Below are 14526 nucleotides of genomic sequence, written 5' to 3' on the forward strand. Positions count from 1 at the left end.
GTCAACGACCGGCCCTTTCCAGTAAAGATCCGCAAACCTATTCAGCCGCGACTTTGATCACGGGTTGCATCCGTGCCAGCACCTCTTCGGACAAGTGGCACTTTACCTGATGACCCTCGGCCAATGTCTGCACTGGCGGTACATGCGACTCACAGCGACCGTCAGGCACTTCGGACTTCCAGCGACACCGTGTCTGGAACGGGCATCCCGGTGGCGGGTTCATGGCCGAAGGGATATCACCCTCCAGTACGATGTGCTGCTTTTCGACCGATGTATCGGCGATGGGAACAGCACTCAGCAGCGCTTCGGTATAAGGGTGGTAGGGGGGTGCAAAAACCTGGTCAGTTGTGCCCAGCTCGACCACGTGGCCCAGATACATCACCATTACCCGGTCGCTGAGGTATCGCACGATGGAAAGGTCATGGCTGATGAACAGCAACGTGGTTTTGTGCACGCGCTGAATTTCCATCAACAGGTCGGTCACCGCAGCTTGCACGGAAACGTCCAGCGCTGATACGGGCTCGTCGGCCACCACGATGCGCGCATCACCAGCAAAGGCGCGCGCGATACCAACGCGTTGCTTCTGGCCACCTGACAGCTGACGCGGCATCCTGTCTGCAAAGGCGCGCGGAAGTTTCACCAGATCCAGCAGTTCCAGCATCCGCTTCTTGCGATCGGCCTCGGAATTACCAACACCGAAAATCTCCAATGCCCGGATGATCTGGCGCCCGACGGTCATCGACGGGTTCAGCGTGTCGAACGGGTTCTGAAACACCATCTGAACTTCACCAACGGTCTTTGCGTCACGCTCTTCTATGGGCACTTGTTCGATATTGCGGTTGTCCAGAAGGATCTGCCCGTCCGTGGCCGTCTCAAGACCCATCAAAACTTTGGCGAACGTGGATTTGCCGCAACCGGATTCGCCCACAATGGCCAACGTCTCGGATTCATGCGCCTCGAAACTGAGCGTTTCGTTTGCTTTCACAACCTTCTTTTCGCCACCGCCGAACAGGGCGTTTGCCGCAACCTCATAGTATTTTTTGAGGTTGTCCATCTTCAGAACGACCCTGCCGATCTCACCTTTCTCTTTCTGTTCACCCACCGTGATCGGTGCGTTCCAGTCGATCTCTTTGAATTTCAGGCAACGGGTATGGTGCCGGTCATTTCCGGGAACCGCCTCCATCAGTATGTCCTTGGCGTCACAGCGACCCTCTTCGAAATAGTCGCAGCGCGGGCCGAAATTACAACCAGGGGGCCGCTCATGGGGTAGAGGAAAGTTCCCCGGTATAGCCACCAGCGGGCGCGAATTCTTGTCGGCCCCCGGCAGCGGGATCGACCGGAACAGGGCCTGCGTATAAGGATGCTGCATCTCATCAAACACATCCTTGATCGAGCCGCGCTCGACCGCCTCACCTGAATACATCACGCAAAGCCGGTCACAGGTTTCCAGAACCAGACCGAGGTTGTGCGAAATGAACAGCATCGAGGTGCCGTATTTCTTGCCCAGATCCTTCACCAGCTCGACCACGGCAGCCTCAACCGTTACGTCAAGTGCCGTTGTTGGTTCGTCAAGGATCAGCAGCGCCGGTTTCGACATCAAGGCCATCGCGATCACGATGCGCTGCTGTTGACCGCCTGACAGCTGGTGCGGGAACGAGTTGAGCATTCGCTCGGGGTCCGGCAGGCGCACATCGGTGACAACTTCCAGAGCGCGCGAATACGCTTCTTCTGCGCTGACGCCCTCGTGAATCATGGGCACTTCCATCAGCTGCTTGCCGATCTTCATCGCCGGGTTCAGCGAGGCCATCGGCTCCTGATAGATCATCGCGATCTCATTGCCGCGTATGTCGCGCAATTCATCTGAACTCATTTCCGCCAGATCACGACCCTTGAACTTGATCGTACCGCCAACGATGCGACCGTTTTTACCAAGGTCCTGCATGACGCCCAGCGCCACCGTGGATTTACCGCAACCAGATTCACCGACCAGACCAACAGCTTCACCGGGTTGCACACTGACAGAGAAATCCATCACGGCCGGAATTTCCCGCAGGCGGGTAAAGAAGGAAATCGACAGCTTGTCGATCTCAAGGATCGGGCCGTCATAATCCGCCATCTTGCTCATCTTGTATCTCCTCACCAGATCGAGGGGATCCTCTTCATCTGGCTAAAAATATCTCGGGGGTCCGGGGGCTGGCCCCGGGCGCTTCACATCAGTCCTTCAGGCTTTCTTCGCGCAAACCGTCGGCCAGCAGGTTCAAACCCAGAACCAGCGTCAACAAAGCCAGCGCGGGCGGCAGAGCAGGGTGCAGGTAGATCGACAAAAGCTTGCGCCCCTCGTTGATCGTCGACCCCCAGTCAGGGCTTTCGGGCGGCAGGCCCAGCCCAAAGAAACCTAAGGTTCCCAGAAGAATGGTGGTATAGCCAATGCGCAGGCAGAAATCGACGATCAGCGGGCCACGCGCGTTGGGCAGGATTTCCCACAGCATGATGTACCACGGACCCTCGCCACGGGTTTGTGCTGCCGCCACATAATCACGGGTTTTGATGTCCATCGCCAGTCCGCGCACGATGCGGAACACGGTGGGCGAATTCACAAAGACCACCGAGACAAAGACCACCAGAATACCGCCTGGAATATCGAAAAGATCCAGATAGGTCGGCAGACCCCAGATACGATAGGCGTCGGTATTGATGATGTAGCCACCGGTCGAAATCAGAGACAGGTAGAACCAACCCGCAACCCCCAAAACTCCGATCAGCAGCGGTGTTCGGAAGTTCGGTCTGGTATAGTAGCGTGAGTTCAGCAGCACGCCGAGGAATATGATAGGGAATACGAACAAGACAGCCGCCATGTAGTTCGGCACACCGGTCGCAACGATCTCAGGCGTGACCAGCAAATAGAACAGCAGGATCACCGGGAAGGCCAGGATCAGGTTTGCAAGGAAGGACAGCAAGGTATCCAGCCGACCACCGTAGTAGCCTGCCGGCAGACCCAGCGTGATGCCAACCATGAAGGCAAATATCGTGGCAAGCGGGGCGATCTGAACAACAATCCAAGCCCCTTTGACCATGCGGCTGAACACGTCGCGGGCCAGGTTGTCGCCACCCAGCAGATACCAGGCGTATTGACCGTCCTCCAGATTGGACAGTGGCGTCCCTGGCACTTTGTTCTTCATGCCCGAGACCTGCGACAGCGGATCATGTGTAACGATCAGATCCATCGCGCCGAAAATCCCGGTGAAGACCCAGAACATCACAAGGCCAAAGCCAATCATGCCGATTGGACTGTCAAACAGTTTGCCGTAGAGGCCAAGCTTGCGTTTGAAAGCGATCGACATGGCATAAAGGATGATCAAAGACACCCATACGGGCAAAAACTGCTGGGACATGGCACCAATAATTCCGGCGCTGGTGCCCATCAGAACGCCTAGCACAATATAGGCGAGCGCGATTCCTACACTGGCCAGGAAACTGTAACGCAGCGCCAATTGTATCAGTGTCCGCAGGCCTGAGCTTGAGCTCAACGTACCGTCCGGGTTCACCGTCATCTGGTCTTCGGGCAGCACGATGCTGGCCAGCATCCATACGGCAATGGACAAGAGCATCAGCGCAAGGCCAAGTGCAAAAAGCGGGTTCAGGAAGGCGATAGAGCCGGTCCAGGTAAGTGGTTCCATGATCTAACCCTCCTTAAGAAATGCGGATGCGCGGGTTGAGGTAGACATAGCCGATATCAGAGATCAGCTGGGTCACCAGCACCACAAAGACCGACACGACCGAAATCGCCAGTAACAGCTGAATGTCGTTATTGCCCGCGGCCTGAACCAGCGCCCAGCCGAAGCCCTTGTAGTTGAACAGGGTCTCGACGATCACCACACCATTCAGCAGCCAGGGGAATTGCAGCATGATGACGGTGAACGGTGCGATCAGCGCATTACGCAGCGCATGCTTCATGACGATATTGGGGAAGGATACACCTTTCAGACGCGCCGTCCGGATATATTGGGCGGTCATCACTTCAGTCATCGAGGCGCGGGTCATCCGGGCAATATAACCCATCCCATAAAGCGCAATGGTCAGGACCGGCAGGAAGAAGTTTTCAAAGGTCGGGTTCTCCATCGCTTGCGTGGCCGTACCCTTGAACCACTTCAATCCAACTGCAGAAGAGGTGAAGATGGCGATAAAGATCACGCCCGAGACGTATTCCGGTGTCGCCGTCGTTGTGATGGCGAAGGTCGACAGCGTCCTGTCGGTGGCAGATCCTTCTTTCATTCCTGCCAAAACACCAAGGATCAACGCAGACGGAACCATCAGCAGCATGACCCAGAGCATCAGACGGCCAGTCAGAGCCAATCTGTTGCCAACAACGGTCGAAACCTCTTCTTTGAAGACAGTCGAATAGCCCCAATACCCTTGCAGGATTCCGCAAAAATTCGGAGATTCCTCGGCGGTTTTGCCCGGCAGAATGCATCTTCCCTGAACGGTTCCGTCTTCATTCGTGTACCGATATGAGGGCAGGACACCCAGCCATTCGCCGTATTTTATCGGAGTGGATTGGAGGTAACCATTTTTGTTCAGGTAGCTCTCAACCTGCTCATCCGACATCCGAAAGTTGCCCTGCGTTTTCGCCAGCTTTTCGAGGTTCGGATAGAGGTTGGTTAAGAAGAAAACCAGGAATGTCAGACACAATGCCGTCAACAGCATGATGCCAACGCGCCTTAGAATGAAAAGTCCCATATTTGCCCCTGTGGGTCGGCTAGCGCGGGTTTCATGGAACGCCACGCTTAGCTGTTATTATTTGTTCGCCGCATTCAGGACGAAGAAGCCGCGCCGAGGTGGCGCGGCCTTTTGTGTTTTGGCTTAGGACGTAAAGCCGAACTTATAAAGCTGCGGCAGGTCAGCGATATGCTTTTCAACACCCACCAAATTGTCGCGATGATGGCGCATCGCAGTCCGCCAATAAGGTTGGATCGTGACACCTTCGTCGATCATGATCGCCTGCAGTTTGGCCATCACTTCGCGACGCTTATCTACGTCCGCGATCGAGTTTGCTTCAGACAACAAGGCGTCGAACTCTGCATTGGCGAAACCTGATTCATTCCAGGCAACACCTGACTTGTAGGCCAGCGCCAGAACCTGGGTGCCCAATGGGCGGTGGTTCCAGTTCGTCGACGAGAAGGCGTATTTCGTCCAGTCGTTCCAGAAAGTTGATCCCGGCAGAACTGTGTGCTTGGCCTTGATGCCAGCGTCGTTCAGTTGCGCTACAACCGCAGCTGTGGTGTTACGACGCCAGTCATCGTCGATCGATTGCACTTCATGCTCAAAGTCACCCATACCCGCTTCGTCCATCAGGGCTTTCGCGCCGGCAGGATCATACGGAATGCGAGTTACGGCCGAGTCATGTTCAGGGTGCATTGGCCCGACGTGGCAGTTGTCAGCCGGAATGCCATAACCCGACATACCCAGTTCCAGACACACTTCGTTGTCCACCGCCATGGCTAAAGCCTGACGAACGCGCTTGTCGCCGTAGATTTTGTTACCGTTTTCGTCCTCCGCCAACTGGTTCGGGCGGATAACGATGGTGAAGCCCGACGGGATTTCCGAGCGCACAAGCCCAATGCCGTCGAAGATGTCGACGAATTCGCCAACAGACTCCCAGTTCATGTCGATCTCTTCGGCCTCATAAGCCGCAAGGAATGCAGCCGGGTCAGTGCCGTAGTCGATGAACTCGATGCGGTCTATATAGCCGCCTTTGCCGGCCTCATAACCCCACCATTCGAAGCCTTCGTTGCGCACCAGCACGCCTTTGACGCCAACTTCGTGGCTGTCGGGCAGCATGAAGCCTGTGCCGACCGGGTTTGAAAGCATGTCGTTTGCATCAAAGCTGCTATGAACGATAGGAGCGGGATAGTCCGCCATGCCCGGGATGATCGTGATGTCAGGCGCGTTGCACTTCAGTTTGACAGTATGGGAGTCGACAACGGTGATTGCACCGTCCGCAGCTTGCTGAGTGCTTTCGTCGATAAGCGACGCCATACGCGATGCCATCGAGTTGCCTTCTAGACCAGCGTCACACCATCCTGCGATGTTGCGGGCCACGTCTTCGGCTGTGAAATCGTCGCCATTGTTCCACTTTACGCCCTTGCGAACGTTCAATGTGTATTCGGTGGCATCGGCGTTGGCTTCCCAGCTTTCCAGCAGCATCGGCTTGAACGAGCCGTCGTTGTTGTATTCGACGAGGTACTCCAGCCAGCCTGCTGTGAAAGTAGCAATTTGCGTCCAGTCATAAGTCCGCGGATCTTTGAGCGCGCGCACTTCCATCTGATAGCGGATGGTGCCGCCGCGCTGCGGCTCTTGCGCCGCCGCAGGCGACTGCAGACCGATCAATCCATAGGCTGCCGGTACTGCGACACCCAGCGCCGTCGCGCGGGCCAGAAATTCCCGGCGGCTAAGCTTGCCGTCACGGTATTCCTGCGCGTGCATCTCGGCCGCCCAGTGCACCTTGTCTGTGGTGATTGCCGTATTGGTCATAAATGTCTCCCTGTGACATTGATTTTGTTGATTTGTTCTTGTTCTAAGCGACACGGGCTTGTCCTGTCGAAAGAAAGAAGGGTTCCGGTTTTTGGACTCTTTGCATCCCCATGCCGCTATTCGGCACCAGAATTCACTTAACGTCAACGTTCGGAATCGACATAAAATGCACAAAAGCGACGTTCCCGCAGTGTTGATACTTTGGCGCGGATTTTGTCATGTGGCGCTTCGTCAGGAGAAATCCTTGCGGAGATTCTGTGTCAAATCACTGATAACAGACGAAAAACTAATTCGTTTCCGTTGATCCGTTTGCTTTGGTTGTCAAATCTTGTGGAATGAACAACACCAGATATCACTTTGAGAAATCAACGTGATTCCATGTTTTCATTCTGGCCCGGAACCACGTGCGTTGGCGTTTGGCAAATTGCCGGGTCGAGATCGTGGCCCTTTCACGGGCCTGATCCAAAGTCAGTGTTCCATCCAGATAGGCCATAAGCTCTGGCACCCCAATGGCTTTGCAGGCGGGAAGAACGGGGTCGAAACGATCCCGCATGGCGCGAACTTCGTCGATTGCGCCCAGCTCCAGCATCTGATCAAAACGGCGTTCAATCCGATTCAGAAGCCACGTTTTGTCGACGTCAAAAACGATGGGAACCGCATCATCCAGCCGTAAAATTGGCGGTGGCGTATCGGCCTGCCAAGATAACAGGCTGCGACCAGTGGCGCGCTGCACTTCCCAAGCACGCTGCACGCGCGCGCGGTTCTGCGTATCCAGGCCAGACAGTGTCCGTTCGTCGACCCCGGCGACAAGCTCGGCAACGGTCAGCAAGTCTGCTTCGGCCCGCACCTGCGACGGAGTTGCGGGGATCTCGGCCATGCCTTCGGTCAGGGCCGTGAAATATAAACCGGTCCCGCCGACGATGATTGGCCGCTGGCCCCCGGTCAGCAGTGGCACCACTTCGCGCAGCCAGTGACCGGCTGAATATTCCTGATTATAGGCGATGTGACCATAGAGCAGATGCGGCGCGCGTGTTTCTTCTTTGACAGATGGTCGGGCCGAGATCACTCGCCAGCAGTCATAGACCTGACTTGCATCTGCATTGACGATGACGCCGCCATGCCGTTCGGCGATCTCCAGCGCCAGTGCTGATTTCCCGGATGCCGTCGGCCCTGCAATCAGGACAGGTTTGTCAACGGGAATAGGGGGCAATTGCTGAAATATCGCGTCCGTTGATCGCCGGGTCATATGCGGTTGCCTCAATCCTCACCAACCGCATTGAACCTGCGGAGCTTTTGCTTCATTTTGCGCCGGAAATTAACCCCGTGCCAGCCCGGAGCGCAACATGAGCCTTTCCCCGTCTTCTGAAACTGCCGAAACCCCGAAAACCACATACAAACGTGTCATGTTGAAAATTTCAGGAGAGGCATTGATGGGGGATCAGGGCTTTGGCCTGCACCCGCCGACAGTTCAACGCATCGCGCAAGAGGTGAAATCGGTTCACGATCTGGGCGTTGAGATCTGCATGGTTATCGGTGGCGGAAACATTTTCCGGGGCCTGAGTGGATCTGCTCAGGGTATGGAGCGGACGACAGCAGACTATATGGGGATGTTGGCCACGGTGATGAACGCACTGGGTATGCAATCTGCCCTGGAAGAGATTGGGGTGTTCACCAGGGTCATTTCGGCCATTCGCATGGATGAAGTGTGCGAGCCGTATATCCGCCGCCGCGCCGTACGACACCTTGAAAAGAAAAGGGTTTGCATCTTTGCGGCCGGCACCGGCAACCCGTATTTCACCACCGACACCGCGGCGACCTTGCGCGCCAATGAAATGGCGTGTGAGGCGATTTTCATGGGCAAGAACGGTGTCGACGGCGTCTACGACAAGGATCCCAAACAACATGCCGACGCGGTGCGTTATGACACGGTCACCTATGACGACGTTCTAGCCAAGCGGTTGCGGGTCATGGATGCGTCAGCCATCGCGCTGGCGCGTGACAACAACCTGCCTCTGATCGTCTTTGGTCTGGATGAGCCCGGAGGTTTCCGTGGTATTCTTGCAGGCGAGGGGACATATACCAAAGTTCAGGGTTGAGGCCCGAACGAGACCTGCCCCAGAGTGTTAGAAATTCAGCCCCGGCAACCCCGCCGGGCTTTTTCTTTTGCTTCAGCTTGACGGTCGCGGATGGTGCTGTCTAAGTAGCGTTGTCCTTCCGAAGTGAAGGGCTGCCCGGTGTTTCGTCAGCTCATGGCGCAAGCACAGGCTGGGCTGGAAGACCTGCCATGATTTCTGAGATGTCCGGAAACATGAGCGGGCATCTTGTTGATATGACAGCACAACTAAGGAGCAATGAGGCATGAGCTCTCTGGATATCGATTTCGTTCGGGCACAGTTTCCGGCTTTTTCCGAACCCAGCCTGAAAGGACAGGCGTTTTTTGAGAATGCGGGTGGGTCATATACCTGCAAGCCGGTGATCGACCGGTTGACGCGGTTCTATACGCAGCGAAAGGTTCAGCCCTACGCCCCTTATGAGGCCAGCCGTCTTGCAGGTGCCGAGATGGATGAGGCACGCGTGCGCATGGCCGCCATCCTGGGTGTTGAAACCGATGAGCTGAGCTTTGGCCCTTCGACGACACAGAATACCTATGTTTTGGCACAGGCGTTCAGGCAATGGATGAAACCTGGCGAGGCGATTGTCGTGACCAATCAGGATCACGAGGCAAATTCGGGCCCATGGCGTCGTCTGGCCGAGGCAGGGATTGAAGTGCGGGAGTGGCAGATCGATCCTGAAACCGGATCACTGAACCCGCAGGATCTGGAAAATATGCTGGACGAAAAAGTGCGTCTGGTCTGTTTCCCGCATTGTTCCAATGTCGTTGGAGAGATTAACCCGGTCACCGAGATCACTGCGATTGCCCACGCGGCTGGTGCATTTGTCTGCGTGGACGGCGTATCTTACGCCCCGCATGGGTTTCCGAATGTTGGCGATTTGGGGCCGGATATCTATCTGTTTTCAGCCTATAAAACTTTTGGCCCGCATCAAGGCTGCATGGTCATTCGCCGAACACTGGGAGAGTTGCTGCCCAACCAAGCGCACTACTTCAACGCCGACGTTCTTTACAAGCGCTTTACCCCGGCAGGCCCGGATCATGCTCAGATTGCGGCAAGTGCAGGTATGGCCGATTACGTCGAGCTCCTGTGCACGCATCACGGTGGGCCTGACGCCGGTGCAGCAGAGCAGGGTGCCTTTGCCCATGACCTGATGCGCGCGCATGAGGTGTCCTTACTTCAACCGGTTCTGGATGCGGTAAAGGACCGCAACGCGGTACGTCTGATCGGCACTTCAGATGCCACCCGGCGTGCGCCGACGGTAGCGCTGTCGCTGAACCGTCCCGCTGAGTCAGTTGCAGCAGAACTGGCGCAATACGGTGTTATGGCGGGGGGAGGAGACTTTTATGCTGTGCGCCCATTGCAAGCGATGGGCGTGGATCTGGCACAGGGCGTTTTGCGGGTCAGCTTTACACATTATACCTCGCAGCAGGAGATTGATCAGCTTTTGGAGGCGCTTGAACACGTTTTGTGATCCACTCAGCTTGGGGCTTCGTAGAACGAAGAAAACCTCAGGGTGGATATGGAAAACGAGCGGTCTCCGATCATCTTATGGTTCCGACGGGATCTGCGCCTGTCGGACCATCCGGCATTAACTGCAGCTGTCTCAAGCGGTCGTCCGATCATACCAGTTTTTGTTCATGACCCTCTTGTGCGACACCTTGGCGCGGCCCCGAAATGGCGGTTGGGGCTGGGTCTGGAGGTCTTTAGCGACGCTCTGACGAGGCTGGGTAGCCGACTGATCCTGCGGCGTGGAGATGCGCTTGAGCATTTGCAGACACTTGTTAAAGAGACGGGCGCAAAGGCTGTTTTTTGGTCGCGGGCCTATGATCCGGCGTCGATCACACGCGATACACAGATCAAAACGGCTCTGACCGAACTGGGGGTATGCGCAAAGTCTTTTTCCGGTCATTTGCTTTTTGAGCCCTGGACGGTATCAACAAAACAGGGCCAGCCGTTTCGTGTCTACACCCCTATGTGGCGCGCGGTTCAGCGGCGGGACGTGCCCGCGCCGGATGCGTTGGTGTCACGCTTGGCAGCGCCAGCGACTTGGCCTTCCAGTGACAGACTTAGCACCTGGCAGATGGGTGCGGACATGAATCGGGGTGCTGCAATCGTGCGTCCCCATGTCCAACCCGGCGAGCAGGCCGCCCGCGATCGCCTTGAGCACTTTCTCGACCATATCCCCCGTTATTCCACTGACCGTGACCGGTTGGATCTGGAAGGAACATCAAACCTGTCAGAATACCTTTCATTGGGCGAGATCGGGCCACGTACAGTCTGGCACAGGGTTCAACAGGCTGCGATGATGGGAACCCCCGGCACTGAGGCATTTCTGCGGCAGATGGTCTGGCGTGAGTTTGCCTATCACCTGATGTATCACTCACCGCATCTGCTGACCGAAAACTGGAAAGCGGAATGGGATGATTTCCCCTGGAACGTCGATCCGCACCATCCTGAAGTTGCCGCCTGGAGGCAGGCCCGAACCGGAATTCCTGTCGTCGATGCTGGCCTGCGACAGATGTATGTGACAGGCCGTATGCATAATCGGGCCCGGATGATTGTTGCCAGCTACCTGACCAAACATCTGATGACACACTGGAAAATCGGGATGAGTTGGTTCGAGGATTGCCTGATTGACTGGGACCCGGCCTGTAACGCCATGGGCTGGCAGTGGGTTGCTGGGTCAGGCCCCGACGCGGCACCTTTCTTTCGCATATTCAACCCTCAAACGCAGGCGGAAAAGTTTGATCCGCAGGGGTCTTACCTGCGGCGCTGGATCGCCGAAGGCCAGACGAAACCCAGTGACATTGCGCTTTCTTATTTTGCTGCGGTTCCCCGGTCATGGAACCTGTGTCCGCAGGCGGATTATCCCGAACCTGTCGTGAAACTGGCGGACGGTCGAAACCGCGCCTTGCGTGCGTATGAAAGCCGAAAATCCCACTAAGGAACTGAAAACTTGCCAGAAACAAAATCGCGCCCTAGCCTGATAACTGTACCGCAGAGGGGAGAGCGGATGGTGCTGACGACGACAGAGGGGCAGTCGGATCTGCCCAGGTATTTCGCCCAGGTCTTCAAGATGCTGACCCGAATGGAGTCGGGGCGGTTGGACATTACATTGCCCGATGGCCGCACTTTTCGCGCTGAAGGGCCCAAGGCAGGGCCCGTCGCCCAGATCGACATTCACAACGGAGATGTTTTTGCCCGCCTGATCCGCGAAGGCGAACTGGGTTTTTCTGATGCCTACCTTGAGGGACATTGGAGCACGCCAGACCTCCGCTCATTCATGGATCTGGTCCATTTGGGGTCTGAGACCGTCTATGACGGATTTACTGGGAAATTTATTGTTCAGGCCTATGAACGGCTGCGGTTCTGGCTTCACCGTAATAACAGGACGCAGGCGAAGAAGAATATCTCGTACCACTATGATCTAGGTAACGACTTCTACGGTTTGTGGCTGGATGACACGATGACCTATTCCAGTGCCATTTTTGAGACCGGGCAAGAAAGTCTGGAGAAGGCGCAAACTGCCAAATACGCCAGCCTTGTCGATGAGATGGGGGCCAAACCCGGCGACCACATTCTGGAAATCGGATGCGGATGGGGCGGTTTTGCCGAATATGCCGCGAAAGAACGGGGCCTGCATGTAACCGGCCTTACGATCAGTGAGGAACAATTTAAATATGCGAAAGAGCGTATTGAAAAAGCAGGGCTTTCGGATCAAGTGACGTTCAAGTTGCAGGACTATCGCGACGAGCGTGGACAATATGATGGCATCGCCTCAATCGAGATGTTCGAGGCGGTGGGCCAAAAATACTGGCCGGTTTATTTTGAAACCGTTCGTGAGAGACTGAAGCCGGGGGCACAAGCGACCTTGCAAATCATAACGGTGGGTGACCACCGCTGGGATTACTACAAGAACGGCGTAGATTTCATTCAGAAATACATCTTTCCGGGCGGAATGCTCCCATCACCTTCGATCCTGCGGCAGCAGATCAATCAGGCCGGTCTGAATGTGGTGAAGTCGAAAGAATTCGGCAAAAGTTATGATCTGACACTGCGGAGATGGTATGAAACGTTCAACGCAAAATGGGAACAGATCGCAGATTTGGGGTTTGATGAGCGTTTTCGCCGCATGTGGAATTATTATTTGACTGCCTGTGGCGCAGCCTTTGACACGCGCAATTGCGATGTGACACAGATCACCGTAGTAAAGCAAGTTAACTGACGGACCGTTATATGCCCACTGCCTCGCGTCTCGTAGCCGCCATTTGCCTCATCGTGCTGGCCTTCATTGTCTCTGGCATGATCATCGAAAACGGTGAAGAAGGTAAGGATTATGGGTACTTTACCGTGGTCAACATGGCCCTTGGTGCGGTTTGCGGGTGGGGCATCATGGGTAAGCGGGCCGGGCGCGGTTGGACTGCTGCGATCAACAATGGGCTGACTGGTGTCGCCTCGATGATTTTCTGGGCGCTGTTCGTGCAGGGCTGTTATGAAATGTTCCGGCTTGCCATGCGCAATCGTTACGGTGGCCCGTTCGAGGCCATACTGGCCATTTTCAAAATCGGGATTGAGTACGGTAAGCTGCTGATTTATCCGGAAATCCTGATTGCATTCCTGATTGGTGCCGTTGTCTCGGGGCTGGCCACAGAACAGGCCAACCGTTCGTGGCGCTGATCCGTTTCCTTACATGAGAGATCGAATTTGTCTGATTTGTTTTTTTATGGAACGCTGCGGCACTTGCCGTTGTTGGAACGCGTTCTTGGTCATCCTCTGAGCGAAAGCAAAGCACGGCCCGCCCGACTTCGAGGACATGCTGTCCATTCTGTTCAGGGGCAGGATTTCCCGATGATCCTGGAAACGGAAGGCGCCAGTGCCGAAGGGTTGCTCGTGCAGGACTTGTCGCCTGAGGATCTGGCCAGGCTGGATTATTACGAAGGGTCTTTCGACTATGATCTGAAGCCTTTGAAAGTCGAATTAGAAGACGGGACCGAGGCCGAAGCGCAGGTCTTTTTTCCGGCACCCGATGCATGGAGACCGGGTGATTTGTGGTCGCTTCAGAACTGGGCGGACAGATTGGGCGAACTCACAACGCTCGCAGCTGAGGAAGAGATGGCCTATTTCGGGAAGGTCGCCCCCCGGGTCATGGCCCGCAGTATTCGCGCCACGCAAACGCGTGCCTGGTCGAAGATTATGGCCGGGCAGCGGCGAACCGGTGATCCGCGGGACATTGCAAAAGACGTGATCGTGCATCGCCATGACCGGGTGTATCTCGATTATTTCGGGATGGAGGAAATCGATCTGCAACACCGGCGGCATGACGGCAGCATGGGTCCGGTGCTGCGCCGTGGAAGCTTGTTGCAGGGCAGTGCGGTCGGCGTTCTGCCCTATGATCCGGTCCGTGATACCGTTTTGATCGTGGAACAGTTCAGACCGCCGGTTTTCCTGAACAACGATCCGGAACCCTGGCTTTGGGAAGCGGTGGCCGGGATGATTGATCCGGGCGAGACACCCGAACAGGCCGCGCATCGCGAGGCGATGGAGGAGGCGGGTATTCGTTTTGATAGGCTGGAATATGCCGGCGGGGCCTATACCTCGAGCGGATCTTCCACCGGGTTCATGTATCTTTATGTTGGCCTGGGTGAGTTGACACACACCACAATCACTGGCGGCCTGGACACAGAAGGTGAAGACATCCGTAGTCAAATCTTGCCGTTCGATGAATTCATAGACTTGACGGATCGTCATGTTTTCAAGGATCTACAATTGGTGTCTCTGGCTTATTGGCTGGCCCGCCATCGGGACAGATTGCGCGGGTGACTATCCCGCTTGTGGTCGCGGCGGTGCGGCTGTAAATCTTCGATGGTACAAAACGACAAGG

At 55.8% G+C, this 14526-nt stretch carries 11 protein-coding genes; 6 read left to right on the forward strand and 5 right to left on the reverse strand.

Annotated features, from left to right (window positions below; all coding sequences use genetic code 11):
• Positions 1-37: 37 nt before the first annotated feature.
• From ACR3FC_RS00265 to miaA, 5 genes are all read right to left on the reverse strand, one after another.
• Complete coding sequence (locus tag ACR3FC_RS00265; RefSeq protein WP_480472418.1) at positions 38-2125, reverse strand: dipeptide ABC transporter ATP-binding protein; 2088 nt, start codon at positions 2123-2125, stop codon at positions 38-40.
• Positions 2126-2213: 88 nt separating this feature from the next.
• Positions 2214-3677, reverse strand: coding sequence for an ABC transporter permease (locus tag ACR3FC_RS00270; protein ID WP_480472420.1), 1464 nt, complete (start codon positions 3675-3677; stop codon positions 2214-2216).
• Between the two features lie 13 nt (positions 3678-3690).
• Positions 3691-4737, reverse strand: a complete 1047-nt coding sequence (locus ACR3FC_RS00275) for an ABC transporter permease (protein WP_480472422.1) — start codon at positions 4735-4737, stop codon at positions 3691-3693.
• A 123-nt stretch (positions 4738-4860) separates the two neighbouring features.
• Positions 4861-6531, reverse strand: coding sequence for an ABC transporter substrate-binding protein (locus ACR3FC_RS00280; RefSeq protein WP_480472425.1), 1671 nt, complete (start codon positions 6529-6531; stop codon positions 4861-4863).
• Between the two features lie 352 nt (positions 6532-6883).
• The gene (gene miaA, locus ACR3FC_RS00285; protein ID WP_480472427.1) at positions 6884-7777 is read right to left on the reverse strand and encodes a tRNA (adenosine(37)-N6)-dimethylallyltransferase MiaA; all 894 of its coding nucleotides are present in this window, start codon (positions 7775-7777) and stop codon (positions 6884-6886) included.
• A 97-nt stretch (positions 7778-7874) separates the two neighbouring features.
• Here miaA and pyrH point away from each other — a divergent pair, with 97 nt between their 5' ends.
• The 6 genes from pyrH to ACR3FC_RS00315 all read left to right on the forward strand — a co-directional run bounded on the left by pyrH (position 7875) and on the right by ACR3FC_RS00315 (position 14465).
• Entirely contained in the window at positions 7875-8627 is a 753-nt protein-coding gene (gene pyrH, locus ACR3FC_RS00290; protein ID WP_209504110.1) for a UMP kinase, read from the forward strand.
• A 262-nt stretch (positions 8628-8889) separates the two neighbouring features.
• Entirely contained in the window at positions 8890-10116 is a 1227-nt protein-coding gene (locus tag ACR3FC_RS00295) for an aminotransferase class V-fold PLP-dependent enzyme (RefSeq protein ID WP_480472429.1), read from the forward strand.
• 48 nt (positions 10117-10164) lie between these two features.
• On the forward strand, positions 10165-11589 hold the full coding sequence (locus ACR3FC_RS00300) for a cryptochrome/photolyase family protein (protein WP_480476716.1): 1425 nt from the start codon (positions 10165-10167) through the stop codon (positions 11587-11589).
• 69 nt (positions 11590-11658) lie between these two features.
• On the forward strand, positions 11659-12870 hold the full coding sequence (locus ACR3FC_RS00305) for a class I SAM-dependent methyltransferase (protein WP_480472431.1): 1212 nt from the start codon (positions 11659-11661) through the stop codon (positions 12868-12870).
• A gap of 11 nt (positions 12871-12881) precedes the next feature.
• Complete coding sequence (locus ACR3FC_RS00310) at positions 12882-13322, forward strand: TrgA family protein (protein ID WP_480472433.1); 441 nt, start codon at positions 12882-12884, stop codon at positions 13320-13322.
• A 36-nt stretch (positions 13323-13358) separates the two neighbouring features.
• Positions 13359-14465, forward strand: coding sequence for an NUDIX domain-containing protein (locus tag ACR3FC_RS00315; protein WP_480476718.1), 1107 nt, complete (start codon positions 13359-13361; stop codon positions 14463-14465).
• Positions 14466-14526 lie beyond the last annotated feature (61 nt).

The organism is Ruegeria sp. AF3, from assembly GCF_056536285.1.

Coding starts and splice junctions, on each gene's coding strand:
- ACR3FC_RS00265 (WP_480472418.1), bottom strand. CDS start 2,125: ATGAGCAAGATGGCGGATTATGACGGCCCGATCCTTGAGATCGACAAG.
- ACR3FC_RS00270 (WP_480472420.1), bottom strand. CDS start 3,677: ATGGAACCACTTACCTGGACCGGCTCTATCGCCTTCCTGAACCCGCTT.
- ACR3FC_RS00275 (WP_480472422.1), bottom strand. CDS start 4,737: ATGGGACTTTTCATTCTAAGGCGCGTTGGCATCATGCTGTTGACGGCA.
- ACR3FC_RS00280 (WP_480472425.1), bottom strand. CDS start 6,531: ATGACCAATACGGCAATCACCACAGACAAGGTGCACTGGGCGGCCGAG.
- miaA (WP_480472427.1), bottom strand. CDS start 7,777: ATGACCCGGCGATCAACGGACGCGATATTTCAGCAATTGCCCCCTATT.
- pyrH (WP_209504110.1), top strand. CDS start 7,875: ATGAGCCTTTCCCCGTCTTCTGAAACTGCCGAAACCCCGAAAACCACA.
- ACR3FC_RS00295 (WP_480472429.1), top strand. CDS start 8,890: ATGAGCTCTCTGGATATCGATTTCGTTCGGGCACAGTTTCCGGCTTTT.
- ACR3FC_RS00300 (WP_480476716.1), top strand. CDS start 10,165: ATGGAAAACGAGCGGTCTCCGATCATCTTATGGTTCCGACGGGATCTG.
- ACR3FC_RS00305 (WP_480472431.1), top strand. CDS start 11,659: ATGGTGCTGACGACGACAGAGGGGCAGTCGGATCTGCCCAGGTATTTC.
- ACR3FC_RS00310 (WP_480472433.1), top strand. CDS start 12,882: ATGCCCACTGCCTCGCGTCTCGTAGCCGCCATTTGCCTCATCGTGCTG.